Origin of the sequence: Streptomyces carminius (genome assembly GCF_002794255.1) — a bacterium.
Classification (GTDB): Bacteria; Actinomycetota; Actinomycetes; order Streptomycetales; family Streptomycetaceae; genus Streptomyces; species Streptomyces carminius.
Genome location: NZ_PGGW01000008.1, coordinates 267921 through 294024 on the forward strand (window position 1 = coordinate 267921; position 26104 = coordinate 294024).

Annotated in this window: 28 protein-coding genes; 17 read left to right on the forward strand and 11 right to left on the reverse strand. The window is 72.8% G+C overall.

Annotation, left to right across the window (positions count from 1 at the left end; translation table 11 throughout):
* A complete protein-coding gene (locus CUT44_RS02065) occupies positions 1-846 on the forward strand; it encodes an AraC family transcriptional regulator (protein ID WP_100200337.1) in 846 nt (281 codons plus the stop codon).
* Here CUT44_RS02065 and CUT44_RS02070 read toward each other — a convergent pair.
* Entirely contained in the window at positions 810-2255 is a 1446-nt protein-coding gene (locus tag CUT44_RS02070) for a WGR domain-containing protein (RefSeq protein WP_100200338.1), read from the reverse strand. The genes CUT44_RS02065 and CUT44_RS02070 overlap by 37 nt on opposite strands.
* A 197-nt stretch (positions 2256-2452) precedes the next feature.
* On the opposite strand from CUT44_RS02070, the gene CUT44_RS02075 reads away from it, so the two are divergent.
* From CUT44_RS02075 to CUT44_RS02095, 5 genes are all read left to right on the forward strand, one after another.
* On the forward strand, positions 2453-2884 hold the full coding sequence (locus CUT44_RS02075; RefSeq protein ID WP_100200339.1) for a DUF1622 domain-containing protein: 432 nt from the start codon (positions 2453-2455) through the stop codon (positions 2882-2884).
* The gene (locus tag CUT44_RS02080; RefSeq protein ID WP_100200340.1) at positions 2881-3126 is read left to right on the forward strand and encodes a DUF1622 domain-containing protein; all 246 of its coding nucleotides are present in this window, start codon (positions 2881-2883) and stop codon (positions 3124-3126) included. The genes CUT44_RS02075 and CUT44_RS02080 overlap by 4 nt, the downstream gene beginning before the upstream one ends.
* A gap of 100 nt (positions 3127-3226) precedes the next feature.
* Positions 3227-3805 (forward strand): CAP domain-containing protein, encoded by a 579-nt coding sequence (locus CUT44_RS02085; protein ID WP_100200341.1) that lies wholly within the window; start codon positions 3227-3229, stop codon positions 3803-3805.
* Positions 3806-3930: 125 nt separating this feature from the next.
* Positions 3931-4107 carry a hypothetical protein gene (locus CUT44_RS02090; protein WP_100200342.1) on the forward strand — a complete coding sequence of 59 codons (177 nt, stop codon included), beginning with the start codon at positions 3931-3933 and terminating at the stop codon, positions 4105-4107.
* A gap of 101 nt (positions 4108-4208) precedes the next feature.
* Complete coding sequence (locus tag CUT44_RS02095; RefSeq protein WP_100200343.1) at positions 4209-4430, forward strand: DUF3072 domain-containing protein; 222 nt, start codon at positions 4209-4211, stop codon at positions 4428-4430.
* 10 nt (positions 4431-4440) lie between these two features.
* Here the strand turns inward: CUT44_RS02095 and CUT44_RS02100 are convergent, their stop codons facing one another.
* The 5 genes from CUT44_RS02100 to CUT44_RS02120 all read right to left on the reverse strand — a co-directional run bounded on the left by CUT44_RS02100 (position 4441) and on the right by CUT44_RS02120 (position 9134).
* Positions 4441-5367, reverse strand: a complete 927-nt coding sequence (locus CUT44_RS02100; protein WP_100200344.1) for an oxygenase MpaB family protein — start codon at positions 5365-5367, stop codon at positions 4441-4443.
* A 38-nt stretch (positions 5368-5405) separates the two neighbouring features.
* Positions 5406-5858 carry an NUDIX domain-containing protein gene (locus tag CUT44_RS33400; RefSeq protein WP_233221115.1) on the reverse strand — a complete coding sequence of 151 codons (453 nt, stop codon included), beginning with the start codon at positions 5856-5858 and terminating at the stop codon, positions 5406-5408.
* Between the two features lie 704 nt (positions 5859-6562).
* Entirely contained in the window at positions 6563-7243 is a 681-nt protein-coding gene (locus tag CUT44_RS02110; RefSeq protein ID WP_100200345.1) for an Lsr2 family DNA-binding protein, read from the reverse strand.
* Between the two features lie 227 nt (positions 7244-7470).
* Positions 7471-8073, reverse strand: coding sequence for a hypothetical protein (locus CUT44_RS02115; protein ID WP_100200346.1), 603 nt, complete (start codon positions 8071-8073; stop codon positions 7471-7473).
* Positions 8074-8528: 455 nt separating this feature from the next.
* Entirely contained in the window at positions 8529-9134 is a 606-nt protein-coding gene (locus CUT44_RS02120) for a dihydrofolate reductase family protein (RefSeq protein WP_100200347.1), read from the reverse strand.
* 428 nt (positions 9135-9562) lie between these two features.
* On the opposite strand from CUT44_RS02120, the gene CUT44_RS02125 reads away from it, so the two are divergent.
* On the forward strand, positions 9563-10147 hold the full coding sequence (locus CUT44_RS02125) for a YrhB family protein (protein WP_100200348.1): 585 nt from the start codon (positions 9563-9565) through the stop codon (positions 10145-10147).
* Here the strand turns inward: CUT44_RS02125 and CUT44_RS35020 are convergent.
* Both CUT44_RS35020 and CUT44_RS33735 read right to left on the reverse strand, forming a co-directional pair.
* Positions 10129-10251, reverse strand: coding sequence for a DUF3885 domain-containing protein (locus CUT44_RS35020; RefSeq protein ID WP_456300515.1), 123 nt, complete (start codon positions 10249-10251; stop codon positions 10129-10131). The genes CUT44_RS02125 and CUT44_RS35020 overlap by 19 nt on opposite strands.
* Positions 10252-10477: 226 nt before the next feature.
* The gene (locus CUT44_RS33735) at positions 10478-10714 is read right to left on the reverse strand and encodes a hypothetical protein (protein ID WP_233221126.1); all 237 of its coding nucleotides are present in this window, start codon (positions 10712-10714) and stop codon (positions 10478-10480) included.
* A gap of 310 nt (positions 10715-11024) precedes the next feature.
* Between CUT44_RS33735 and CUT44_RS02135 the strand changes: the two genes are divergently transcribed.
* A complete protein-coding gene (locus tag CUT44_RS02135; protein ID WP_199185564.1) occupies positions 11025-11537 on the forward strand; it encodes a tetratricopeptide repeat protein in 513 nt (170 codons plus the stop codon).
* A gap of 195 nt (positions 11538-11732) precedes the next feature.
* On the opposite strand, the gene CUT44_RS02140 is transcribed toward CUT44_RS02135, so the two are convergent.
* Positions 11733-13418: an FAD-dependent oxidoreductase gene (locus tag CUT44_RS02140; RefSeq protein WP_100200349.1), complete on the reverse strand. Its 1686-nt coding sequence runs from the start codon at positions 13416-13418 to the stop codon at positions 11733-11735.
* 345 nt (positions 13419-13763) lie between these two features.
* Here CUT44_RS02140 and CUT44_RS02145 point away from each other — a divergent pair, with 345 nt between their 5' ends.
* From CUT44_RS02145 to CUT44_RS02175, 7 genes are all read left to right on the forward strand, one after another.
* Positions 13764-14909 (forward strand): SchA/CurD-like domain-containing protein, encoded by a 1146-nt coding sequence (locus tag CUT44_RS02145; RefSeq protein WP_199185566.1) that lies wholly within the window; start codon positions 13764-13766, stop codon positions 14907-14909.
* A 98-nt stretch (positions 14910-15007) separates the two neighbouring features.
* Positions 15008-15433 (forward strand): cupin domain-containing protein, encoded by a 426-nt coding sequence (locus CUT44_RS02150; protein ID WP_100200350.1) that lies wholly within the window; start codon positions 15008-15010, stop codon positions 15431-15433.
* On the forward strand, positions 15430-16698 hold the full coding sequence (locus CUT44_RS02155; protein WP_100200351.1) for a beta-ketoacyl-[acyl-carrier-protein] synthase family protein: 1269 nt from the start codon (positions 15430-15432) through the stop codon (positions 16696-16698). The genes CUT44_RS02150 and CUT44_RS02155 overlap by 4 nt, the downstream gene beginning before the upstream one ends.
* Positions 16695-17945: a beta-ketoacyl synthase N-terminal-like domain-containing protein gene (locus tag CUT44_RS02160; RefSeq protein ID WP_100200352.1), complete on the forward strand. Its 1251-nt coding sequence runs from the start codon at positions 16695-16697 to the stop codon at positions 17943-17945. Before CUT44_RS02155 ends, CUT44_RS02160 begins: the two co-directional genes overlap by 4 nt.
* A 33-nt stretch (positions 17946-17978) precedes the next feature.
* Entirely contained in the window at positions 17979-18248 is a 270-nt protein-coding gene (locus CUT44_RS02165) for an acyl carrier protein (RefSeq protein WP_100200353.1), read from the forward strand.
* Position 18249: 1 nt separating this feature from the next.
* A complete protein-coding gene (locus CUT44_RS02170) occupies positions 18250-18765 on the forward strand; it encodes an SRPBCC family protein (RefSeq protein WP_100200354.1) in 516 nt (171 codons plus the stop codon).
* Positions 18750-19088 (forward strand): TcmI family type II polyketide cyclase, encoded by a 339-nt coding sequence (locus CUT44_RS02175; RefSeq protein WP_100200355.1) that lies wholly within the window; start codon positions 18750-18752, stop codon positions 19086-19088. Before CUT44_RS02170 ends, CUT44_RS02175 begins: the two co-directional genes overlap by 16 nt.
* A gap of 115 nt (positions 19089-19203) precedes the next feature.
* Here CUT44_RS02175 and CUT44_RS02180 read toward each other — a convergent pair whose 3' ends face one another.
* A complete protein-coding gene (locus CUT44_RS02180) occupies positions 19204-20919 on the reverse strand; it encodes a cellulase family glycosylhydrolase (protein WP_199185568.1) in 1716 nt (571 codons plus the stop codon).
* A 619-nt stretch (positions 20920-21538) separates the two neighbouring features.
* Here CUT44_RS02180 and argG point away from each other — a divergent pair.
* Positions 21539-22987 carry an argininosuccinate synthase gene (argG, locus tag CUT44_RS02185; RefSeq protein ID WP_100200357.1) on the forward strand — a complete coding sequence of 483 codons (1449 nt, stop codon included), beginning with the start codon at positions 21539-21541 and terminating at the stop codon, positions 22985-22987.
* Positions 22988-23347: 360 nt separating this feature from the next.
* Here argG and CUT44_RS02190 read toward each other — a convergent pair whose 3' ends face one another.
* Complete coding sequence (locus CUT44_RS02190) at positions 23348-24259, reverse strand: NAD-dependent protein deacetylase (RefSeq protein WP_100200358.1); 912 nt, start codon at positions 24257-24259, stop codon at positions 23348-23350.
* A 279-nt stretch (positions 24260-24538) separates the two neighbouring features.
* Here CUT44_RS02190 and CUT44_RS02195 point away from each other — a divergent pair, with 279 nt between their 5' ends.
* A complete protein-coding gene (locus tag CUT44_RS02195; protein WP_100200359.1) occupies positions 24539-26104 on the forward strand; it encodes a Re/Si-specific NAD(P)(+) transhydrogenase subunit alpha in 1566 nt (521 codons plus the stop codon).

Sequence of the window (26104 nt, forward strand, 5' to 3'; positions counted from 1 at the left end):
ATGGCCGAGATCCATGCCTGGCGTCCGTCCGTGGCGGGCGTCGCGGAGGTCTTCCACGCGCGCTTCACCGACCACGCCTACCCGATGCACGTGCACGGCACCTGGACCCTGCTGATCGTGGACGACGGAGTGGTCCGCTACGACCTGGACCGGCACGAGCACGGCGCCCCCGGCGACATCGTCACCCTGCTCCCGCCGCACGTCCCCCACAACGGGACGGCCGCCACCGCGCACGGCTTCCGCAAGCGCGTCGTCTACCTGGACGGGGACCGGCTCGACGAGCGTCTGATCGGTACGGCGGTGGACCGGCCCGAACTGCGCGACCCGCTGCTGCGGCGCCGTGTGCACGGCCTGCATACCGCGCTGACGCTGCCCGGTGAGGAACTGGAGGCGGAGAGCAGGCTGGTGCTGATCTGCGAGCGGCTGGAGGGCCACCTGCGCCGGACGGCCGGCGCGGTGCCGGACCGGCGGGACGCGGGGCTCGCCCACCGGCTGCGCGACCTGCTGGACGCCAGGGTCACGGCGGGCCTGACCCTGGCCGAGGCGGCGCGGCTGCTCCACGCCCACCCCTCGCACCTGGTGCGGGCCTTCGGCCGGGAGTACGGCATGCCGCCGCACCGGTACCTGACCACGCGCCGGGTGGACCTGGCACGCGGGCTGCTGCTGGCCGGTCTGCCGGTGCCGGAGGCGGCGGTGGCCGCCGGGTTCTGCGACCAGTCGCACCTGACCCGCCACTTCCGGCGGGTGGTCGGGGTCGGCCCCGGGCGGTACGCGCGCCGCGGCCGCCCGGAGCCCGCCGGCGGCCCGGCTCAGAGCAGGCGCCTGATGTCGCCACGGGCCCGGTAGAAGTCGCCGCGGGCGGCCACATGGACCTCGGAGACGACGTACCGGGCGCCGGGAACGCGGATGTCCTTGGGGAACTGGACGCGCCAGGCGGGGTCGTAGCCGGGGGAGACGACCCGCACCCGGGTGCGGGGGCCCTCCTGGACGCACTCCACGACCACACCGTCCACCGGTGCGCCGGCGGAGACGTGGACCGTCTCCACCTCCTGCGAGGGCGTGACGCGTTCCCACCCGGTGGCCTTGACGTCGGCGGTGCGGGGCAACTGCCCGCCCTCGGCCCGGCGGACCGCGCTCTCGGAGGCGTCGACGCAGGCCAGTGAGCCGTCGGTGGTGACGAGGTAGAGACGCTCGTCGCGGTACTGCATGGAGTAGGCCGAACCGCACCCGGTGCCCAGCTTCCACAGCCGGGTGCCGTCGGCGGTGAAGCAGTACACGGAGGAGTGGTTGTCGCCGGCGAAGACGTACCGGCCGTCGGGCGAGGCGGCGCAGGAGAACACCGCGGCGTCGCAGCGGTAGCGGGCCCGCACCGCGCCGTCGTCCTTGGCCAGCCGGTAGACCTGGCCCCGACCGGTGCCGGCGAAGACCTCGTCGGCCTCCTGCCAGCCGAACAGCACCGGCCCCTGGGTGGGAACCGACCACAGGGGCGCGCCGTCGCGGGCCGCGTACCGGGCCACGCCGCGGGAGTCGCCGTGGAAGACCCCGTCCTCGTCGCAGCGGACCATCCAGGCGTGGGTGCCGGTGCCCGAGCGGCGCCACTGGAAGTCGTCCTCGTGGTCGACGGTGGTGACACCGCCCTGGGCGTCGGAGACGCCCAGGAGCCCGTCGTGGATGTCCAGCCAGTAGATGTCGACGTCGGCGGCTATCTCGTAGGCCACGTGCGGGACCTTGCCGCCCAGGTCGTAGACGCGGCCGTCGTCGCAGCCGGCGTAGATCCAGAAGTCGTCGGCGACGATGCACTTGACGCCGTCGGGAAGGCCGAAACGGCTGGTGACCTCGCCGTCGTGGGTGAGGGTGAACACGTCCCCGTCCTGGTTGCCGACCCAGGCGTGGTCGTCGTCGACGAAGACGCCGAAGGCCGGTGCCCCGGAACGGAACCGCCACAGCACCGGCGCCTGCCGGGCCGTGGAACGGCTGCTGGCGATCTCGCGCCGGGTGACCGGGCGGCGCCCGCGCACCCCGCGCACCGCCGGGGCGTAGCCCTTCCGGACCTTCTCGCCGACCTTGCGGGCGGCCACCGCCGCGGCCTTCTCGGCGCTGGCGTAACCGGTGGTGCGGGTCTGGCCCTGCTCGCCGATCCGGCCGAAGGAGATGGTCACCTCGGTGCCGTGGTGCCGCACCTCGTAGAACTTGTGCGCGCCCGCGCCCTCCTCGGACAGCTCCAGATAGGTGGTCGACTCGGTGGCAACGGACATGACGGGCCTTTCTCCGGGCGCGAGCAGGGAAGGGTGTTGGGTGTGACCGGCTGCCGTGCGGCCGGTCCGGCGATGTGAGGAACATAGGCGCGGGCACTGACAGCCCGGCCCCGGCAGCGGGTGATCCGGCCTCCCGTTCTTCTTGGAATCCCGGACGATCACCGTGCCGACCGGACCGATCCGGGTACGCGCGGCTCATGAACGCATCATGGGAAGTGCTGCCCGAGTCCACCCTCCGGGAAGCCGTCGACCTGCTGGTGAGACTGGTGGAGGCGGCCGGTGCGGTGATCATCTTCGTGGGCGCGGTCTGGGCGTTCGGACGTTTCCTGCTGGCGGGGGTGCGCGGCGGCGGCGGGGTGGAGCGTCAGTTCACCAGGATCCGGCTCTCCCTGGGCCGGTTCCTGGTACTGGGCCTGGAGTTCCAGCTCGCCGGGGACGTGCTGCGCACGGCGATCGCGCCGAGCTTCACCGAGATCGGACAGCTCGCCGCGATCGCCGCGATCCGTACCGCCCTGAACTTCTTCCTCGGCCGTGAGATCGCCAGCGAGCGTGCCGAGATCGAGCGGGACGGCCGCGGGGAGAAGGGAAAGGAAGGGGCCGGCGGCTCCCGCGCCGCGGTGCCGTCATGACCACCGCGACGCACTGGGCCGCCCTGGCGGTCACGGCCTTCGGCCTGGTGTCGGCCGCGGTGGTCCTCGTGGCGGCCCGGCGGCTCATGCCCGCACTGGCCGTCCTGCTGGACTTCCTGATCGCGGCGGGACTGCTGCGGCTGGCCGGCGACCCGGCCTGGGACACCGTCGCCGCGGCCGCGGCCGTGGTCGCCGTCCGCAAGCTGGTCACCGCGGGCCTGCGCCTGTCCCCGCCGCGCTGAACGGGCGGGCACGCGCTGCCCGTCCGGCCCCGCTCTCCGCCGGCCGCCCCGTGAGCGACAATGGTGCGCGCGTTCGGGCCGGAACGGGAAGCGGGTTCTCATGGCGGGGCACCGGTACCACTGGGCGGGAAGCGGGGAGAACGGACGGAACGGGCAGGGCGAGGAGGACGAGGAGGGATGGGATCCGCAGTGGTCCGGGGACGGCGGGTCCCGGCTGCGGTTCACCGGCACCGGCACCGGCACCGTCCCGGCCGCGGCGCCGGACCCCGCGCGGCCGCTGGTGAGAACCCGCCGGGAAGCCCTCGAGGACGACGTGGTGACCCTGGTCAACCAGGAACGCGCCGAGCGCGGTCTGGTACGGCTGCGCACCGAGGAGCGGCTGCGGCTGTCCTCCCGCGCGCACAGCCGGGACATGGCGGAGCGGGCCTTCTTCAGCCACCTCACCCCCGAGGGCGTGGCCCCCGACGAGCGCATGTCGGCGGCCGGCTACCCGTATCCCGCCGCCGAGAACATCGCCGTGCTCGACCCGAACGCCATGGCGGTGGTGGTGGCCTGGATGAACAGCCCCGGGCACCGGGTGAACATCCTCAACCCGCTGTTCCGCGCGATCGGCGTGGGCGTGTTCCTGGCCCCGGGCGCACCGGTGGCCTGGTGGACACAGAACTTCGGATACCGGTGAGACGGGACGGGACCGCCTCCGCCCGGGCCCCGCGGCACCCCGGCGGCACGGGAAGCGGGTGTCCGCCGGTGGACACGGGGCAGACGGTGTTCACACCGAGTCATCACTCGAACAGGGGAGAGTCCATGCTGGGCATCGTGGCGGCCGTGCTGTTCTTCATCGCGTTCCTGATCAACGCGGCGGAGCTCTCGACGAACGACGTGTTCTCGTCCACCAACCTCATGCTCCTGGGACTGGGTCTGCTGGCCCTGCACGTGGCAGGGGTCGGAGGCGGCTGGACCGCCCGCAGCCGCAGGCGCTGACGAACGGAGCGGCCGGCGCCGGACGGGTGCCTCCCCGTGCCCGGGCAGGGGCCGCGCGGCCGGGAGGTGACAGTGGCGGAGACGGGGGTACCCGGCCGGACATGACGGAACAGAATCCGGACAAGGACGTCGACGACTGGGTCACGGGAGAGGAACCGGCGACCGGCCCGCAACTGAGCTATCTGCGGACACTCGCCCGGGAGGCGGGGGAGGATGTCCCCGAGGACCTGACGAAGGCCCGGGCGTCGCAGATGATCGACCGCCTCCAGGGAAAGTCTCCCAGGACGGCCGGCCGGGAGGACGGCGGAGACCAGGCCTCCTGACCTCCGCCCGTCACCGGCCCGGCCGCTCCGCACCGCCGGCGGACGGCCGCGGCGGTGGTGCCGGTGGTGCCGGTGGTGCCATGGCCCAGCGGATCGTCCTGGTCAGGGTCCGGCCCGCCGGGCGTACGGCGGCCTCCTCCACGAAGGGGAGGTACGGCAGCCGCAGCGGGCCGCGGGCCCAGCGGGGGAGCAGGGTCACGGCACCGGCGGCGAGCACGGCGTACGGCGGGCGCGCGGCCCAGGGCAGCGGAGGCCGCAGGAGCAGGAACCGGGCGGCGTCCCGGGCCTGCGCCGTGGCCCGCAGCTCGGGACGGTAGCTCTCCAGCCGGGCGGCGAGCCCGGCCTGGTCGGTGGGCGGATCCGGGACCCCGAGCGCGGCGGCCACCCGGGCGGCGTCCGCGACGTACCCGTCGTAGGCGGCCTCCTCCAGCGGCCGGGCACCGTAGCGCCGGTGGGCCCGCAGGAAGCTGTCGACCTCGGCCGCGTGCACCCAGCCGAGCAGCCGTGGATCGCAGGCCGCGTACTCCTGGCCGTCCGGAGTGCGGCCGCGCACCCGCCGGTGCGCCGCCCTGACCCGTGCCACCGCCCGGTGGGCGTCCTCGGCGGTGCCGAAGGTCGTCACCGCCAGGAAGGTGCTGGTGCGCTGGAGCCGGCCCCAGGGATCGCCCCGGTATCCCGAGTGGGCCGCGACCGCGGCCATGGCCAGTGGGTGCAGGGACTGCAGCAGCAGCGCCCGCAGGCCTCCCGCGAACATGGCGGCGTCACCGTGCACCGTCCGGATCGGCCGGCCGGGTCCGAACCACCGGGAACCGGGCGACTCGTGGATACGGATCCGGTTCGCCGGCCCCTCCGGTCCCGCCACCCGGGCGAACAGCTCCGCGCCCAGCCGGTGCCGCACCGCCTCCAGACCGGGGATCCCCGGTATGCCGGTCGCCATGCCCGCCACTGTACGCCGCGCGGCCGGTCCGGCCGGAATCAGCCCGGCCGGCGCGTGATCAGAGGCCGATGGGACTCCTGCAGTCCCCCGGGGAGGTCGTCGGGCGGGAACCACCTCGCCTCCAGGATCTCCCGGGGGTCGATCCGGAGGGTGCCGCCGACGAGTTCGGCCTCGTAGGCCGCCTCCATCCGCAGCCGGTACCCGCTTCTGAGACGGACGAGTTCGCCGACGCGGACCTCGAGCCCGGTCTCCTCGCGCACCTCGCGCACGACCGTGTCCTGGAAGGTCTCGCCCCTGGCGGCGTACCCCGTCGGGAGACCCCACGGACGGTCCCGGTGCCACAGGCGGTGTCTGAGGAGGAGCACCCTGCCCTCCGCGTCCCGCACGACGCCGGTGACACCGGCCATGAACTTGGCGTGCGCGAGCCACTGGAGGCGCCACTGCAGCGGCCCGCCCAGGAGATGCCACAGCCGGGCGGCCAGTTCTGTCACGCTGTGTTCCTCCGGACATGGGGAGCGGACCCGGCACCGGTACGCCGGTCGGCCGGTACCGGGAACCGCGGCGGTCCGTTCGACGGCTGTCCCGCCGAGGCTACCCGCACCCGGAGCGGGGGAGTCGGCCGGGCGTTCCGGGCCCGTACACCGCTGTTCCTTCATGCCCGGGGCGCGGGCGGTGCTCCAGGCGTCCAGGGTCCAGGGGCAGACGCCGTCGAACCGCGGAAGGCGCCGTGCGGCTCGGCCGTGGACCCGTCCGGACTGAGGGAGAGCCAGGCGGCACCCGCGGCGTGCACGGTGCGCAGCCGCTCCCCGGTGAGGGCGGGAATGCCGGAGGGGGAGACGGCGGCGTGGACGCCGGTCCCTTGCCGTGGACGACTGGCGTGGTCGGGGCGCTGGAACGGGTCTCCGCCGGTGATGACGGACAGCGAGGTGGGCTTGCCCGAAGGCGGCCATCTGCCGTATGAGGTCCTGCGCCGCGGCGTTGTCCGGCTCCCGCGGGTCGCGGTCGGGTACGGCCTCGGCACGGCAGTGCCGGAAGGCCGGCGGACAGGCCCGGGTGGGCTCCCGGATGACGATGAACGGCCGCCGGCCGGCGTCGTGCCGCTGTCGGCGGGCCGCGCGGACCGCGGCGTTCACCGGCGTGTTCCTCCCCGTGCCCCGGAGCCGTGCCCGGCCCTTCGGGAGGTGCCGGTCAGAGATCAGGCGGGGTGGGCTTCTTCCCAGGCCCGGATGATCGGTGCGGGGATGCGTCCGCGGTCGGGCAGGTCGTAGCCGTTGGCGCGGGCCCATGCGCGGACGGCCCGGGAGTCGATGTACCTCCCACGGCTGGGGGGTGACACCGGTACGGGGCTGGTGGGGATGGGGGACGGGGTGAAGGAGGGGCCCGCGTCGAGGAGGCCGACGGGGAAGGCGGGGACCTGTACCCGCCTGCTGAGGGTAGCGGTGAGGAACTCGGTGAGGGTGCCGTCGAAGGTGTACCAGGTGTGGCCGCGGGCCTCGTTGACGGTGATACGCCAGGTGTCGGGGGCGGTCTGGGGGGTGGTGACCCAGAACAGGTGGTTGCCGTTGTCGGTCACCCCGATGGCGAACAAGGTCTCGGGGTTGTGGGGGACGGGGAATGTGTCCTGGTCGCGGCCCTGGGCGAGCTGGGCACGCAGGGTGGTCGGCATGGGTCCGGTGAGGTCGGCCCACGGGGTGGGTGCGTGGGGGTGGTGGAGGTGGAGGAAGTCGCAGAACGCGCCGGGTCCGTAGGCGGCGGCCAGGTGTTTGTAGTCGTCGGGCAGGCGCATGCCCAGGGTGGTCTCCACGGTCGGCCAGTCCACGGCTGGGACGTCGGCGGGTGGGGGGCAGAGCCGGGTCAGGTCGTCGAGGCCGGTCATGATCGCTCCGGGATTGGTGGAGGCTCTGGTGTGCTCCGAGGCTGGTGGTCCTGGCAGTCGGTTCGTGTTCGGCGGGCGGGATGTCGCCGAACACGGTGTGCGGGCGGCCGTCTGTCCGGGTCCCGGCGGGATGTCCACCGCGCCCCGCAGTCGGTGCGCGAGGCCGGGTCCACCAGTTGGAAGACGGGCCGGAGCTCCCGCGCCCGGTCCTTGAGGTGGCCGGTGCCTCAGATGAACATCGGGTTGCGGTGCACGGGCGTGTCCGGGTCGGTGGACCACACCAGGCGCAGCTCCAGGTTGTCCTCACCGACCAGCTCGCGCAGCAGGTCGGCCGCCCAGCCGTGCCAGTAGGTCCCGTGGGGAAAGGCGGGGATCCGGAAGGCGGGCAGGTGGAAGGGGAGGGTCTCGGGGTGGAAGACGGCCCTTTCGATGAGTCCGGTGGGTTCGGCCGGTGGGGAGGACTTCTCCTGGTCGAGGCAGTCGACCACGCGCAGCGGCACGTACAGCTCGTAGGCGCCTTCCGGTGTTCCGGGCAGGTTCAGGGGGAGGAAACGGCCGCCGGTGGTGAAGCGGTCCCGGACGCGGTCGGCGACGCGTCGGCTCAGCACCGGGGCCTCGACGCTGCTGGAGGGGTAGTCGATCTCTTCCCATCCCGGTGGGCCCTGCCAGTCGGCCTCGACGCGCTCGGGGAAGTCGGCGGGGTCGCCTCCCAGCTGCCAGCGGATCAGTTGTGCGCTGTCGACGATGACGGTGCGCAGACCGTCCCGGAAGGGAGGCAGGATGCGGTACACGGCCAGTGGTGTGGTGCGCGTGTCGGTTTCCTGGGTCATGGTCAATGAATCCTGCCGGGTTCCCAACGTCCGGTCCGCCGCGCCGTGAGAAGAGCGTGACGTTCGCCCCTCTCACGGCGCGGTCGTTGTTCCTGGGTGTGGTGGCGGTTCCGGGATCACTGGAACCGCCACCGTCGCGTCCGCGGTGTTCAGACTCGATCCACCGCGCGATAGTCGGCCTGTGGACGGAGAAAGAGAAAGAGGTTCCTGCTGACCTGCGATGCCGGGAGGTCCTGCGTTTCCAGCACGCACGATCGGCAAGGCACCTCTGAAGTGGAAGTCTCCCACAGGCCCGCGGGGCTGTTCGCCGCATTCGACGACCCCGACCTGATCGCGCATGCCGGGCTGGTCCCCACGTGAACCGCCCCGGCCAGGTCCAGCGACTCAAGCAGCGGGTGGAACGCGGCCGTCTCGTTCGGCCTGGCGGCCGTCCAGGCCGCCAGGCCGGGGCGGCGTTACGCGGGGACGCCGAGCGGCGGGTGCTCGAGCACGCGGGGCTTGTACTCGACCAGCTGGATGCGGCCGTCGAAGGTGCGGTGCTCGGTCATCTCGAGGGCGACGTCCGGATAGCCGTCGTAGATGCGTTCCTCGCCCGTGGCCCCGGTGATCACCGGGAACATCACGACCCGGAAGCGGTCGACGAGGCCGGCTCGTAGCAGGGACCGGCACAGGCTGAGGCTGCCGATCGTGCTGAGGAGCCCCGAGCCACTGGACTTCATGGCGCGGACCGCCTCGACGGCGTCGTCGCGGACGAGCGTGGAGTTGGCCCACGTCAGTGGCTCCTCGAGCGAGGAGGAGAACACCACCTTGGACGCTTGCGTGAGCTCGTCGACGGACGCCTCTTCCTCAGGCCTGAACTCGTCTTGGCCATCGGGGACCTCGCCTGCGGCGAAGCCCGACATCAGGCGGTAGGTGTTCGCTCCCATCAGGTAGGTGGCCTCGGGCTGCTCGCCGAGCCATGCGAGGTACTCCGGGCCCTCCAGGCCCCAGAACCCGGGCCACCCCTCTCCCGATGCGTGGCCGTCGAGGGAGGTGATGAAGTCGACGAGAAGCTCCGACATGGCGGTGTCCTTTCCTGGGGTGTCACGAGCTTGGACCGGCCGGGAGCCACGAACTCATCGGCCGCGCTGTGGAGTGACGAGAAGACCCATGACGCCGCAGCCGGTCAGGCCGGCGGAGCGGCACCGCTTCGGAGGGTCTGGAGCCCTGCGTGATTGCGCTGTGCACGCAGTCGGGCAATGATCTCCACGCGACGGGGAACGGCGGTTCGAGTTCTGTCAAAGCCCTCTCAGCCCCACCTGCGAACGGCCTCGGCGGGCTACGCGATCCCGGAACCTGAAGCCGCCCTGTGCGCAGCGGTACTGGCGTGGAGCACGTGTTCCGTGGCTGTCGTACTCCTGGGCAAGGGGATCCGTCAGACCTCTCGTACGTGACCCCGGGCCGTGCGAACGCGCTGGCCGAGAGAGGGTCCGTACGGAATGCTGTATGCGTGATCGAGCGAGAGGCCGCCGTTCGGGCTGTCGAGGAACAGCTGGAGCGCGACTATCAGCAGTGGCGGGCTGCGGGTGTGGACGCGATGCGGATGGCTGTGGTCGACGTCGAGGAGCACGAGCTGGTGTGGGTCGTCTCCTGGACCTCCGAGGAGTTCGTACGCACTCGGGACCCGGAGTTCATGCTGGCCGGCAACGGACCGTACCTGATCGACCGTGTCGACGGCGGACTGCACCAGATCGGCGTCGTCTCTGCGATGACCGGGGAGTGGGAGGCCGACTATCGAGCCCGGATACGTGGGCTGCCGGTACGCACCGCAGTGGACGACCTGCACGATGCGCTGTGCGGTGTCGCCGCTGCGCGCGGACGCATGCACGCTGTGCGGGCGCTGCGCCAGAAGCTTCCGGTGCTCTCGCCTGCGGAGGCCATCGAATACGTGAGCGCGTTGCTGGACGGTGATGTACCCGCGCGTCTTGTGGCCGTCGCCGCCAGAGAGCTCGTGGAGCCTCTCAACCCGGTACTTGCGGTGAAGACGATTCTGAGCGGAGCGGAGATCCGAGCCGGTCAGAGACCCGGGGGATGACGGGAGAGCCAGTCGGCATGCCGATCGCGCATCCGGTCCCGTTCCCCCGACGTGGTGAGGAAGACGTCGGTGCCACCGTCGTAGGGGTGGTGGCTGCGCTGCATCCGGGCGTCGGTGACGAGGCTCCCGCCACCTTGTCGTCGGCGATGTCTCGGAGCGACTCGTCGAGGCAGCCACGCCGCCGGGGTCGGCCGGCGGCGAAGAAGTGGCAGTACGTGCGGAACTCGGGGGCAGGGCCGTCGCTCCACCAGCCAGCAGGCTCTGCCAGTGCCCCGTGGCGGGTTGCAATGACGGAACCTCGGCTTCGGTCATCCGGAGCGGAGTGACCACCTACACGTCCGCACCAGCGGGCAGCTCATCGAGGACGGCGTCGTAACGCTCCGGGACGACGGTGTACGCGCTCTCTTGGCTGTCGCTTCGCCGGCTGTTGATGTGGCCGGGCGGTCTGGGGGAGTCGAGGGACCGGCCGACCACTTGGCGCGAGTAGGTGTCCAGGACGGCCGCGCAGTACACCTCTCCCTCCCGGGTGGGGTGCTCGGTGATGTCGGGGTACGGGCCAATGTGCACAGCCGGGTGCGGCTGAAGGCGCACAGCGTCTTGCAGGGGAGGCGGTGACCTGTAAGCGGTGCCGGCGCCACCGGGTCCTCCCGGCTGACGGACTTGCGGGCACGGGAAACCGGGGCACCGCCCGTCATGATCGGTAGCTGACAGTGGCCCACCCTCGACGAAGCAGGTATCCGCATCCGCCGAGGAGCGTGGCCCGTCAAGTGCGGCCGCCAACGCTGCCGGCGCCGGGCCGGCAAACAGGGGGCCGCCTGCGGACGAGACTGCGCTACGGTGAGCCGGTCTTCGGACCCGTACGCATGGGGGCGCAGCAGTGACGACCGACGTGACGCCCGAACTGGCCGAGGCGATCCAGCGCGGCCACGACCAGCGCGACCGGGCGGACATGGCGCCGACGATCGCCTACTTCCAGGCGCTGCTCGCCGAACACCCCGGTCACCCGGTCCTCACCTACGAGGTGGGTGGCGCCTACGACACCGCGGGCCAGGAGGAAACCGCCCGCGGCTACTACGAGCGGGCGCTCGCCCTCGGCCTCGACGGTGACGTCCTGCGGCGGTGCCTGTGCCAGTACGCCAGCACCCTGAGGTGGCTGGGCGAGTTGGACGAGTCGTTGGCGGTGCTCGACCGGGCCCGCAGGGAGTTTCCCGGCTCGGACTCCGTACGCGTCTTCCGCGCCCTGACACTCAACGACGCCCAGCGGCCGGACGAGGCGGTGGCCGAGTTGCTCACCGTCGTCACCGGGCACGCCGAGGTCACCGACCTCGGGCGGTGGGCGGCCGGACTGCGTGGCCTCGCCCAGTGGCTCGCCGACGGCCGTCCCGAATAGGAAGCATCCACCCCGCACATGGCCGGCGCAGGAGGGCCTTGGCCGGTGGGCGTGTCGTGCCGGGGAGTCGTCGGCCTGCCGGGCGGTTGCCAAGCGGCACCGCCCGGCAGGCCGACGACTCCCCACAAGGACAACCGAAGCGTCAGTCGGGCGGGGAGCCGGACCTCCGGGCGGTGCCCTGGTCAATCCTCGCTGTCAGGCGAGGCGGAGCAGGGCGGTGAGGACGCGGCGGAGGGTGGCCTCGGGATCGGCGGCGGGGCCGGGATGGCGCCAGGCGGTGAAGCCGTCGGGGCGGACGAGGACGGCGCCGTGGGAGGTGATGCCGTGCGGACCGGCCCAGTCGGAGGTGTCGGTGGGGGCCAGATCGGCGTGCGCGGCGGTGCCGACGCGATAGGAGGCGAGCGGCACGGACAGTTCCCGGGAGACGCGGGCGGCCGCGTCGTGCCAGGGGGTGTCGGGGTGGCTGAGGAGGACGGGAGTGCGCTCGTAGAGGTCGAGGGTGGAGACCGGCTCCTCCTGTCCGGGCCGGCGGAGCCACAGGTGGGGGGCGCGGGTGCCGGGCTCGCCCGTCAGCTCCAGGGTGTGGGGGAGGACGGGGGCGGCGGGGTCGGTGCCGAGGACGGCGCCGTCCGGGTAGCGGTAGCCGAGCGCGGCGGCGAGGATGCCCGCCTGCGGGTCCCCGCCGCCGGGGCCCGGCCGGCCGGGGCCGGGACGGTCCGCCGGGGGAGTGGGGGCGGGTTCGGGGACGTAGCCGGGGTGGTGGTGCTCGGCGGCACGGTCGGAGGCGCGGGCGGCGGTGGCCTGGGCGACGGGACGGCGTTCGGTGTCGTAGGTGTCCAGCAGGGCGGCGCCGGCCCAGCCGTGGTGGACGGCGGCGATCTTCCAGGCGAGGTTGTGGGCGTCCTGGATGCCGGTGTTGGCGCCGAAGGCACCGGTGGGGGACATCTCGTGGGCCGCGTCGCCGGCGAGGAGGACGCGGCCGGCGCGGTAGGACAGGGCGACGCGTTCGGCGGCGTGCCAGGGGACCCGGCCGGTGACCGCCACGTCCAGACCGGGGTCACCGACGGCGCGGCGGATGTGGTCGGCACAGCGGCTGTCGGTGAAGTCCTCCAGGGTCTCGCCCCGCCCGGGCTGCCAGGGGAGGTGGAAGACCCACCGCTCGCGGTTGTCGACCGGCAGGAGCGTGCCGTCGGCCCCGGGGCCGGTGAGGTAGCACATCAGGAAACGGCGGTCGCCGACGAGGCCGGCCAGCGCGCGGGAGCGGAAGGCGACGCTGACGTTGTGGAACAGTTCGCCCGGTCCGCTGTGGCCGATGCCGAGTTGTTCGCGGACCGGGCTGCGGGGGCCGTCGGCGGCCACCAGGTAGTCGGCGCGAATGGTGCCGTGCTCGCCGGTGCGCAGGTCCTTGACGGTGGCGGTGACGCCGTCCGCACCGGGGGCGAGGCTGAGCAGTTCGGTGGAGAAGCGCAGGTCGCCGCCGAGTGCCCGGGCGCTTTCCAGCAGGACGGGCTCGAGGTCGTTCTGGCTGCACAGGCACCAGGAGCTGGGGCTGACGCGGGCGAGACGGCCGTCGGGGTCCATCCGCTGGAACAGCCACCGTCCGGCGGCGGGGTCGGACAGGGCCGGGGTCCGGAGAATGCCGTGGTTGCCGGCCAGGACGGCGGCGGCCCGGCGGACGGCCGGTTCGATTCCGGCGGTGCGGAACACCTCCATGGTGCGGACGTTGTTGCCGCGCCCGCGGGGATGGGCGGAGGTGCCCGGGCGGCGTTCGACCAGGATGTGCCGCACCCCGAGGCGGCCCAGGAAGAGAGAGGTGGACAGGCCCACCAGGGACCCGCCGACGACGAGTACCGGGACCTGCGGATCGGCTTCCGTGTGCATCTGCCCTCCAGGGCGTCGACCCGGTGCCCGCGCCCGCGGGCACCGCGATGATGCATGCCACCCCCGGCCGTGGTCCGGCGCTGTTTCACCCGGATGAGCCCACCGGGCCGCCGGGGACCCGGCCGGGAACGGACGGGCTGAGGTCCGGTCACATGCCGCGCCGGGCATGGACCTGTCGGGGCGTCACCTGATTGAGCCGCAGGAATTGCGGGGCGGACGGAGCCGTCACACGATCAGGAATCGTGGTGGGCGTTCCCCGGGTGAGCGGGCGCCGGTCTCCTTGCCTCCGGGGCCTTCGTTCGCCCGGGGCCGAATCCTTCCTGGTCGATGAGAGAGGTGCGCCGGATGACAGCCTCGGGCCGTGTGTCCCCGGTGTCGGGCCGTGTTTCCCAGTCGGTGTTCGACGGCACCCGGCTACGGGTGGTGCTGCTGCTGGAGGTGGCCGACGAGGACCGGCGGCGTTTCCTGGACGCCTACGAACGGATGTGCCGCCAGGTGGCGTCCACACCGGGGCACATCCAGGACCAGGTGTGCCAGTCGGTGGAGGACCCCTCCCAGTGGCTGATCACCAGCGAGTGGGAGAGCGCCCCGCCGTTCCTGGCCTGGGTGAACAGCGAGGAGCATCTGGAGATGGTCCGCCCGCTGCGTGCCTGCGTCCGCAGCATGCGGTCGCTGCGCTTCGGTGTACTGCGGCAGACCGGGCGCGGGTCCGTCGCCGGCCCGCCGGCGGAGCCCCGCGCGGGGGACGTGGCGGTGCGGCACGCGGTGACCTACACCGTCACTCCCGGCAGCGAGTCGAAGGTGGCCGAGATCCTGTCCGGCCATCCCCTGCCGGAAGCGGAGGAGGGGGTGGGACTGTGCGGCACCGCCCTGTTCCTGCACGGCAACCGCGTCGTCCAGACCTTCGAACTGCGGCAGTTGGACGGTGATGTGCTCACCAGTCTGCTCCGGGTGGCCGCCCGGCCCGAGGTACGGGCGGTGGAGGAGGCCCTGGCCCCGTATCTGGAGCGGGAGCGGGAACTGGGCGAGGTGTCCGCCGCCCGGGCCTTCTTCACCCGGGCGGCACTGCCGGCCGTGCACCACACGGTCTTCGCCCGGCCCGCCCCGCCGCGGGTACGGCGGCACGCCCTGTGCTACCCGGCCCGGGCCGGCCGCGGGGAGGAACTGGCGCGGCTGCTGGCCGGGCAGGACGGCACGAGCGCTGCCGATCCCGGAAGCCCGGTGTGCGCCGCCACCGTCTTCCACCGCGACGACCTGGTGGTACGTCTGGTGGAGATGGACGGCGAGGCGGACACCGCCCCCGCCGCCGTCACGGGCCTGGCCGAGCCCGCGGCCGCCGCCGAGGCCGGACGCCTGCTCGACGGCGAGGCCCTTGGGCTGTGCGGCGACCCGGCCGCCGCACACCCCCCGGCCGTCGAGAACCGGCTCCTGCGTCTGCTCGCACGCTCCGGCATGCGGCTCCTGGCCGACCGCAGAGCCCCCGGCCTGTGAACACCGAAGGCCGCGGACAGCCGCCCGGCCGGTGCCCGGCACTCCGCCTCGTCCGCCGTTTCCCGCCACCCTTCCTCACCCACTGGGAGTGATCGATCGTGACCGAGCAAGGCCCCCGCATCGTGGCCCTCGACCGGATTCCGCCCAACCGCCGCCGCGGCGGTGACCTACGAGCGCTGCTCACCCCCACCACGGCCGGTGCCACCAGCGGTTTCATGGGACTGGCCACCGTGGATCCGGGAGACCGGATCGGGGAGCACTACCACCCGTACTCCGAGGAGTTCGTCTACGTCGTCGCCGGTGACCTGGAGGTGGACCTGGACGGTGTCCCGCACGTTCTGGGACCTGACCAGGGAGTGTTCATCCCGGCTCGTGTGCGGCACCGTTTCCGCAACACCGGCAGCACGCAGGCCCGGCTGGTGTTCCACCTGGGGCCGCTGGCCCCGCGGCCCGAGCTCGGGCACGTCGACACCGAGGAGACCCCCGCCGAGCCGACGGCCGAACCGTCCGGAGTGGTGGCGTGACCCGTTGCGTGGCCGTCACCGGCATCGGTGTGGTGGCTCCGGGCGGGATCGGCGCGGACGCGTTCTGGGAACTGCTGGCCGCCGGCCGGACAGCCACCCGGCGCATCACCCTGTTCGACCCGGCGGGTCTGCGGTCGCAGATCGCGGCCGAGTGCGACTTCGACCCGCTCGCGCACGGTCTGACCGAGCAGCAGAGCCGAAGCTGCGACCGGTACGTGCAGTTCGCGCTGGTGGCCGCCGCCGAGGCGATCGCCGACGCCGGACTGGAGCCGGGCCGGGAGGACCCGTGGCGGACGGGTGTGTTCCTGGGGACCGCGGTGGGCGGCACCACCCGGCTGGAACACGACTACGTGGCCGTCAGCGACCGCGGCCGGCGCTGGGACGTGGACCACCGCCGGGCCGGGCCCCACCTGCACCGGGCCTTCACCCCCGCCACCCTCGCCTCGGCCGTCGCCGAACAGGCGGGGGCCCGCGGCCCGGTGCAGGCGGTCTCCACCGGCTGCACCTCGGGCCTGGACGCCGTCGGCCACGCCTTCCACGCCATCACCGAGGGCCGCGCGGACATCTGCCTCGCCGGTGCCTCCGACTCGCCGATCTCCCCGATCTCCATGGCCTGCTTCGACGCGATCAGGGCCACCTCCCCCAACAACGACGATCCCGCGCACGCCTCCCGGCCCTTCGACGCGGACCGGGACGGGTTCGTGATGGGGGAGGGCGGCGCGGTCCTGGTGCTGGAGGAGGCCGGGCACGCCCGGGCCCGCGGTGCGCGGGTGTACGCCGAGATCGCCGGTTACGCCACCTTCGGCAACGCGTACCACATGACCGGCCTGACCCGGGAGGGCCTGGAGATGGCCCGCGCCATCGACGCCGCCCTGGCGGCGGCCCGCCTGAACGGTTCGGACGTCGACTACGTCAACGCCCACGGCTCGGGCACCCGGCAGAACGACCGCCACGAGACCGCGGCGGTGAAACGTTCCCTCGGCGCCCATGCCCACCGGACACCGATGAGTTCGATCAAGTCCATGGTCGGGCACTCCCTGGGCGCCATCGGCTCCATCGAACTCGCCGCCTGTGTGCTCGCCCTGACCCACCAGACGGTTCCCCCGACGGCGAACTACACCACCCCCGACCCCGAGTGCGACCTGGACTACGTGCCCCGCCAGGCCCGCGAACACCGGCTGCGCAGCGTGCTGTCGGTCGGCAGCGGCTTCGGCGGCTTCCAGTCCGCCGTCGTCCTCACCCTGCCCCGCGGGGGAACACGGTGACCCCCCGCCGGGCCGCGCGGCGCGCGGTCGTCACCGGTGTCGGCGTGGTGGCGCCCGGCGGCATCGGGACGGAGACGTTCTGGAAGAACACCGCGGACGGCGCGGTGGCCCTGGAACGGATCACCCGGGAGGGCTGTACCCATCTGCCGGTGCGGGTGGCCGGCCAGGTGAACGGCTTCGACCCGGAGACCGCGGTGGAGCCCGCCTTCCTGGTGCAGACCGACCGGTTCACCCACTTCGCGCTGGCCGCGGCGGCCTGGGCGCTGGAGGACGCCCGACTGGCCCCCGCCGACCTCGCCTCTCCCTACGACGCCGGGGTGGTCACCGCCGCCGGATCCGGCGGCGGCGAGTTCGGACAGCGCGAACTGCAGAAACTGTGGGGGCAGGGCTCCCGGTACGTGGGGCCCTACCAGTCCATCGCCTGGTTCTACGCCGCCAGCACCGGCCAGCTCTCCATCCGCGGCGGCTTCAAGGGGCCCTGCGCGGTGGTGGCCGGCGACGAGACCGGCGGCCTGGAGGCGCTGGCGCACGCCGCCCGCACCGTCGCCCGCGGCACCACCGCCGTCCTGGCCGGGGCGACCGAGGCCCCCCTGGCCCCGTACTCGATGGTCTGCCAGCTGGGCTATCCGGGCATCAGCACCGAGGACGACCCCGGCCGTGCCTACCGCCCCTTCACCTCCACGGCCTGCGGCTTCGCCCCCGCCGAGGGGGGCGCCATGTTCGTGGTGGAGGACCAGGCGACCGCCGAGCGGCGCGGTGCCACCGTGCGTGCCGTCCTCGCCGGGCACGCCACTACCTTCACCGGGGCCGGCCGGTGGGAGGACTCCCGCGCGGGCCTGGCCCGCGCGATCGGAGGCGCGCTGGCCGAGGCCGGCTGCGCCCCGGAGGAGGTCGACGTGGTCTTCGCCGACGCCCTGGGCACCCCGGCGGCGGACCGGGCCGAAGCCGGCGCCGTCACCGACGCCCTCGGCCCGCATGCCGCGCGGGTACCGGTCACCGCGCCGAAGGCCGGGACCGGCCGGGCCTACTGCGCCGCCTCCGCCCTGGACGCCGCAGCCGCCGTCCTGGCCCTCGAACACGGCGTCGTCCCCCCCACCCCCGACGCCGGCGACGTCCGCTGCGATCTGGACCTGGTCACCGGCCGGGCCCGGCCCGCCGCCTTGCGCAGCGCCCTGGTCCTCAGCCGGGGACTGATGGGCACCAACGCCGCCCTCGTGCTGCGCCGCCCCGCCGGACCGTCCCGCTGACCCCTCACCGATCCCCTCTGGAAGGAGCCACCCATGACCACCCAGGCAACCGGCCGGGTGACCGTACCGGAACTGGCCGCGCTGATGAAGCAGACCGCGGGAGTCACCGTCGATCCCGGTGATCTGGCGGCCCGCGCCGACACCGCCTTCGGCGTCTTCGGCCTGGACTCGCTGGGCTTGCTGGGCATCGTCGGCGAACTGGAGAAACGCCACGCCCGGAACCTGCCGGTCGACGCCGAGCGGTGCGAGACCCCGCGGGAGTTCCTCGACTGTGTCAACACCGCGCTCGCGGCGGGGGTGTGACATGCCCGGACACACCGAGAACGAGATCACCATCGCCGCACCGCTGGACCTGGTGTGGGAGATGACCAACGACGTCGAGAACTGGCCGGACCTGTTCAGCGAGTACGCGTCCGCCGAGATCCTCTCCCGCGACGGCGACACCGTCACCTTCCGCCTGACCATGCACCCGGACGACGACGGCACCGTCTGGAGCTGGGTGTCCGAACGCACCGCCGACCGCGACGCCCTCACCGTACGGGCCCGGCGCGTCGAGACCGGGCCCTTCGCGCACATGGACATCCACTGGACCTACACCGACACCCCCCGGGGAGTGCGGATGCGGTGGGTGCAGGACTTCGCGATGAAACCCGACGCCCCCGTCGACGACGCCTGGATGACCGGCAACATCAACCGCAACTCCCGCGTCCAGTTGGCCCTCATCCGTGACCGCGTCGAACAGGCCGCCCGTGAACGCCGCACCGCCGCGGCGGCGGCCGACCAGCCGGGAAAGGGCACCCTTCCGTGCACCACGCCCTGATCGTCGCCCGGCTGGAACCGGGGACCGCACCCGACGTCGCCAGGATCTTCGCCACTTCCGACCGGGGAGAACTGCCCCAACTGGTCGGCGTGACCCGCCGCCGTCTCTTCCACTTCGGTGACGACCTCTACCTGCACCTGATCGAAAGTGACCGGGATCCTGCCCCGGCCATCGCCCGCGTGGCCCGCCATCCCGAGTTCCGCGCGGTCAGCGACCAGTTGTCCTCCTGCGTCAGACCCTACGACCCGGCCACCTGGCGCGGCCCGAAGGACGCCATGGCCCGGTGCTTCTACCGCTGGGACAATCCCGCCGTCCGCACCTGACCACCCGGCCCCCCCGGTCCCCGGCCCTCGGCACGACCGGGCCGGGGAACAGAAACAGCCGGAGTGTCCGGGCCCGGCGGGCCCGGACACTCCGGCTGTCCGACGGTGGCGCCGGTCAGGCGGCGGTGCCGGTGACCGAGGTACCGGACCTGGTGACGTGGTAGGTCACCGTCGTCCCGCTCCAGTAGTGGAAGGTGAGCGTCACCGGGGCGCCGTCCTCGACCTCGGCGAAGAAGTCGGGGGTCAGGGTGGTGACGCCGGCGGCGTAGTCGGGCGCGAACGCGCGGTCGTACTCCTTGTAAGGCGTCCAGCCGTGCGGGCCGGCGTTGGTGCCGTCGGCGTAGGTGGCCTCCATCGTGGCGAGTCTGTCACCGCGGAAGTCGGTGGGGACGGCGAAGGAGTCGGTCGTTCCGGTGGCGCTCCGCAGGACCGGTGTGTCGTGGGTGACCAGGTCGATCCGCCAGGGGACGCCGTGCGAGAACCGCGCGTGCAGCACCGCGTTGGTCCCGTAGGCCCGTGATCCGCTCAGCCGGGTGAGCGCGGAGGCGGTGATCGTGAGCCGGTCGTCCTGGACGGTGTAGTCCGTGCCGCGTACCAGGTCGCCGGCGCCGTGGCGCAGCCCCGTGAACGAGGTGCCGTTGAGGTTCAGGGTGAGCGTCTTGTCGGTGACGGCCGCCGCGCGGGCGCTGAACACCTGGTCGGAGGAGGCCGTGCCGGACCGGGTCGTCCAACTGGACTCGATCTGCGCGAACAGCTCCGGATCGTTCCACCGGAAACCGGTGCGCTGGAAGTGCTGGCCGTTGTCCCACAGCATGGTGGTGAGCTGCCGGATGCGGGCGTGGTGGCCCAGGGACTCGAAGAACTTCAGTTTCTCACCCTGCTGGATGGTACCGGTGTGCCGGTCGAATCCCAGGAGGCCGTATTCGCCGAGGATCACCGGGATTCCCCGGGCCACGAAGGTGTTGTGGACGCGGTCGAACGTGTCGGTCAGGTCCTTCTGAGCAGTGGCGTCGAAACGCGTCCCGCCCGCGACGTTCACGCTGAACGGCCAGTAGCCGTAGTAGTGCACCGTCGCGGCGAGATTGGGGTCGCCGAGGGTGTCGAAGGTGGCGGTCAGTTCGTCCAGCCGCGCCTGATCGGCCGAGGTGTGCAGGGTGGGCAGGACGAGGAGCCGGGTCGTGTTGTTGCCGCCGGAGCCGCGCACGATGCGGTGGAACGAGGTGTTGAGCTCGTTCAGCAACTCCGCGTTCCGGGCGTCGTCGGCGCCGCCGGTGAACTGCGGCTCGTTGACGCTCTCGAAGACGAGCCGGGGCGAGGAGTCCCGGAACGCGGCGGCCACCTGCCGCCAGGTGGCGTCGTAGCGGGCGAGCACCCCGGCGCGGTCGGCCGGCATGTCCGCGATCCACTGCCAGGAGTCGTGATGCACGTCGATCATCACGTGGAAGCCGTCCGCGAGCGCCCAGTCGACCACTTCCCTGACACGGTCCAGGTGGGCCGGGTCGATGGTGTGGTCCGGGGCCGGCCCCTGGTGCCGGCCCCAGGTCACCGGGATGCGGACGCTGTTGAACCCCTGGGCTCTGATGTTGTCGAGAAGCGCCTCGGTGACGCGCGGATTGCCCCACGAGGTCTCGTCTTCGCCGGTGGCGTCGAGGGAGTTGCCCAGGTTCCACCCGGGCTGCATCGCGGCGACCTGCGCCATCGCGCCGTCCGGGGCCGGGGCCGGGGTGCCGTGTGTGGTGGTGGAGGGGGCAACCGGGACGGCCGCCCCGGCGGTGCCGGGGACCGCCAGGCTCAGTCCGGCGAGCAGCGTGACGACGCCGATCGCCGGCATGCGGAATCCCCGTCGAATCGTTCTCATGTGGTCCCGTAAACCGGACATGGCGCTCCTTGTGACTGCGGACCGCGGCGGGAGGAAAGAGCTGGAGAGCGATCGCGGCCCGCTGGAGCCGCGTGTTCGGGCGCCGCTTCGCCGTGATGCTGACAGCGACACACCGGCGGCGCAAGGGATTCGCCGGGAAACCGGTAAATCCTGCGGCTTGTCGATGTGGACTTCGGGGAAGAACGAGACGTTCCGCCATCAACTTCGACCACTGAATGAAGTGTCGAATGGAATTCGACGGCGGATCGCCGAGTTCGGTTTCCCGCGGCGCCGTCCGGCGGTATTCCACCGCCCTGTCCGGCGCGGAGCGCGTCGGTGCGGCCCGGACAGGGCGGGCCGCGGCCGCGACATGGCGGCGCTCCCTGTCCTCCTCCGGCTGCGGCGGCGGGTGGGTCCGTTCGTGTCGCCCGGAGTGTCCGGTGCTCCGCGTCGTCGAGCGCGGTGCCGGCTGCCCTGCGGGCCCCGTCGCGCCGCCGGAGGGCGGGCGGGCTCCCGGGCGGGCCGTGGTCGAATGACCGGGAGAACCGGCCGGGACTTTGAATGATCATGCAGTCTGGCGCATACTCTTCCCATGTCCAAGGTTCTCACCTCACTGCCCACCGGCGAGCGTGTCGGCATCGCCTTCTCCGGCGGCCTCGACACCTCGGTCGCCGTCGCCTGGATGCGCGACAAGGGCGCCGTCCCGTGCACCTACACCGCCGACATCGGCCAGTACGACGAGCCCGACATCGCCTCGGTGCCGGGCCGCGCGAAGACGTACGGCGCCGAGATCGCGCGCCTGGTCGACTGCCGTGCGGCCCTGGTCGAGGAGGGTCTCGCCGCGCTCGCCTGCGGCGCCTTCCACATCCGCTCGGGCGGACGCGCCTATTTCAACACCACGCCGCTCGGCCGCGCCGTCACCGGCACCCTGCTGGTCCGGGCGATGCTCGAGGACGACGTGCAGATCTGGGGCGACGGTTCGACGTTCAAGGGCAACGACATCGAGCGGTTCTACCGCTACGGCCTGCTCGCCAACCCCCACCTGCGCATCTACAAGCCCTGGCTGGACGCGGACTTCGTCTCCGAACTCGGCGGCCGCAAGGAGATGTCGGAGTGGCTGCTCGCCCACGGACTGCCCTACCGCGACAGCACCGAGAAGGCGTACTCGACCGACGCCAACATCTGGGGCGCCACCCACGAGGCCAAGACCCTGGAGCACCTGGACACGGGCGTCGAGGCCGTGGAACCGATCATGGGCGTACGGTTCTGGGACCCCGGGGTGGAGATCCCCGCCGAGGACGTGACGATCGGCTTCGACCAGGGCCGGCCGGTGACGATCAACGGCAAGGAGTTCACCTCCCCGGTCGACCTGGTGATGGAGGCGAACGCGATCGGCGGCCGCCACGGCATGGGCATGTCCGACCAGATCGAGAACCGGATCATCGAGGCCAAGAGCCGCGGCATCTACGAGGCACCCGGCATGGCGCTGCTGCACACGGCGTACGAACGCCTCGTCAACGCGATCCACAACGAGGACACCCTCGCCCAGTACCACAACGAGGGGCGGCGCCTGGGCCGGCTGATGTACGAGGGCCGCTGGCTCGACCCGCAGGCGCTGATGGTGCGTGAGTCGCTGCAGCGCTGGGTCGGCTCGGCGGTCACCGGCGAGGTGACGCTGCGGCTGCGGCGCGGTGAGGACTACTCCATCCTCGACACCACCGGCCCGGCCTTCAGCTACCACCCGGACAAGCTGTCGATGGAGCGCACCGAGGACTCGGCCTTCGGCCCGGTGGACCGGATCGGCCAGCTCACCATGCGCAACCTCGACATCGCCGACTCGCGCGCCAGGCTCGAGCAGTACGCGGGCATGGGCATGGTCGGCACCGGCCAGGCCGCGCTCGTCGGCGCCGCCCAGGCGGCCTCGACCGGGCTGATCGGCGCGATGCCGCAGGGCGGTGCCGAGGCCATCGCCTCACGCGGTGAGGTCTCCGGCGACGAGGAGCTGCTCGACCGCGCCGCGATGGAGTTCGGCACCGACTGAACACAACGCCCGGGGCACACAGGCCGCGCGCGGATCAGTGCCCACCGGGTGCCGCCGGGCCGCACCTGCCCCCTGTGGGGGAGAGGGCCGGGACTCCTCCGGTTCTCTCTCCTCACCGGAACGACGCGCAAGCGGAGATCCGTGAGGACGGACGGGAACCGGGGCGGCCGTGTCCGGTGACCTCCGGCAGTCACCGAGGACCGGCCGACGGCCGCCCGCCCGCCACCGCCAGGGCCGGACACGCCCCCGGACCGGTCGGCTTCCCGTTCGTCCCGCGGTTGCTGCCGCGGACCGGAATTCCAGCGGGACAAACCGGTGCGGAGAGCCGGCGCGGTGAACCCCGGCGGTGCCCCACCACCGTCACCGTCCCACCCGGCCCGTCGCCCGGCCGTCGACGGGGATGTCCAGCCGGCCGGCCACGGTGGTGAGGGTCGCCCCCAAGGGGAGCGCGACCCGGGTGAGAGCGTGCCGGTCGCCCCGGGTCGGGTCCCGGTTGACGATCAGCACCGGCTTCCCCGCCCGGGCTGCCTGGCGGACGAACCGGAGTCCGGACATCACCGTCAGCGAGGAGCCCAGGACCAGCAAGGAGGCCGCCTGACGGACCAGCGTGCGGCAGTGCTCGACCCGCTGTGGCGGGACGGCCTCGCCGAAGAACACCACGTCCGGTTTGAGGATGCCGCCGCAGATCGTGCAGGGCACCACGCGGAAGTCCCCGACCTGTTCGTCGGTGAGGTCGGCGTCACCGTCCGGGTTGATTCCCGCGGCCACCGGCTCGAAGTCCGCATTGGCCTTTGCCAGCCGCCGGGCGAGTTCGCCGCGCGGGCTGGAGGCACCGCAGGAGAGGCAGACCACCCGGCTCAGGCTTCCGTGGAGTTCCACGACATCCTCGCTGCCGGCGGCCTGGTGCAGGCTGTCGACGTTCTGGGTGATCACACCCGAGAGCAGACCGTGCCGCCCGAACGCGGCCACGGCCAGGTGCCCGGCGTTGGGGCGGGCGCGGCCGAAGGTGCGCCAGCCCAGGTGGCTGCGCGCCCAGTACCGGCGCCGGGCCCGCGGGTCGGCGGTGAACTCCTGGTAGGTCATCGGGGTGTGCCGCCCCAGGCTCCCGCCCTCGCCCCGGTAGTCGGGGATGCCCGACTCCGTGGAGATGCCCGCTCCGCTGAGCACCAGCACGCCGCCGGTACGGAGCGCGTCGGCGACCGGCCCCGGATCCGTGGTGCCCGGCGGCAGGTCCTCGGTGGGGGTCCAGCTCAGTGTGGGACGCACGCGCATGCCGCAAGGGTACGGAACAAGCCGCGTTCAGCCGCTCCCGCCGGTCAGCGGAACGGCGGACCGTGCCGGTGCGGTGCGGTGCGGTGCGGTGCGGCGCGCTGCGGGCGGAAGCGGCGCGGCGACCGCGCGGTGAGACACAACCACGGCCGTGCCCCATCGGCCCGGGCGGCTGTGGCGGGTAGGTTCCCACGGTCCGCGTTCACGGGGAACGCACGAGCCCGATGGACACCCCCGTCGCGGACCCCTGTCAGCCGCTCCTGCGAGGAGAGAACCCGAGAGATGTCTGTACACCAGCTTGCGCACCACCCACCCCAGCGCATCGGCGTAGTGGCCGAGTCGGCTTCCGAGGAGACGCGGGTCGCGGCGACCCCGGCGACGGTACGGCTGCTGCTGGGCCTCGGCTACGAGGTCGTCGTCGCATCAGGGGCCGGCGAGGCCTCCGGTTTCGCCGACCAGGCCTACCTCGATGCCGGCGCGGAGATCGGCACGGCCTGGGACGCGGATGTCGTGTTGAAGGTGAACGCCCCCTCCGACGCGGAGATCACCCGGCTGCGTGAGGGCGCGACCGTGGTCGCCCTGCTGTCCCCGGCACAGAGACCCGGACTGCTCCGGGCGCTCGCCGACGCCGGTGTGACCGCCCTGGCGCTGGACGCGGTGCCGCGCATCTCGCGTGCGCAGTCGATGGACGTGCTGTCCTCGATGGCGAACATCGCCGGCTACCGGGCGGTCATCGAGGCCGCCCACGTCTTCGGACGGTTCTTCACCGGCCAGGTCACCGCGGCGGGTAAGGTGCCGCCGGCGAAGGTGCTGGTGGCCGGAGCGGGTGTGGCCGGTCTGGCGGCGATCGGCGCCGCCTCCAGCCTCGGCGCGATCGTGCGCGCCACCGATCCGCGGCCGGAGGTCGCCGACCAGGTGAAGTCGCTGGGCGGCGAGTACCTCCCGGTGCGCGTCGCACAGGAGGCGGGCACCGACGGCTACGCCAGGGCGACCTCCGCCGACTACGACCGTGCCGCGGCCGAGCTCTACCGCGAGCAGGCCGGGGACGTGGACGTCGTGATCACCACCGCGCTGATCCCGGGCCGGCCGGCACCGCGCCTGCTGACGGCGGGAGACGTGGCCGTCATGAAACCGGGCAGTGTCATCGTCGACATGGCCGCCGCCCAGGGCGGCAACGTCGAGGGCACCGTGCCGGGGCGCGTGGTGGTCACCGGCAACGGCGTCACCATCATCGGCCACACCGACCTCGCCTCCCGGCTGCCCGCACAGGCCTCGCAGCTGTTCGGCACCAATCTGGCGAACCTGGTCAAGCTGCTCACACCCGGCGGGGACGGGCGGCTGGCGATCGACTTCGACGACGCCGTGCAGCGGGCCGTGACCGTGGTGCGCGACGGCGAGGTCACCTGGCCGCCGCCGCCCGTCGCGGTCTCCGCCGTGCCTGCCGAGCAACCCGCGGCCGCGCCCGCCGCCCCGGAACCCGAACGGCCCGAACGGCCCGGGCCGGCGCCCGCGGGACGCTTCGGGCTGATCACGCTCGGCATGGCCGCGGTGTTCGGGCTGGTGGCCTTCGCCCCCGCGCAGCTCGCGGAGAACTTCACGGTGTTCACGCTGGCGGTGGTGATCGGCTACTACGTCATCGGAAAGGTGCACCACGCGCTGCACACGCCGCTGATGTCGGTGACCAACGCGATCTCCGGGATCGTCGTGATCGGCGCCCTGCTGCAGATCGGGCACGGCAGCCGGATCGTCACCGCGCTGTCCTTCGCGGCGATCCTGCTGACGAGCGTCAACATCTTCGGAGGCTTCGCCGTCACCCGCCGCATGCTGTCCATGTTCTCGAAAGGTTGA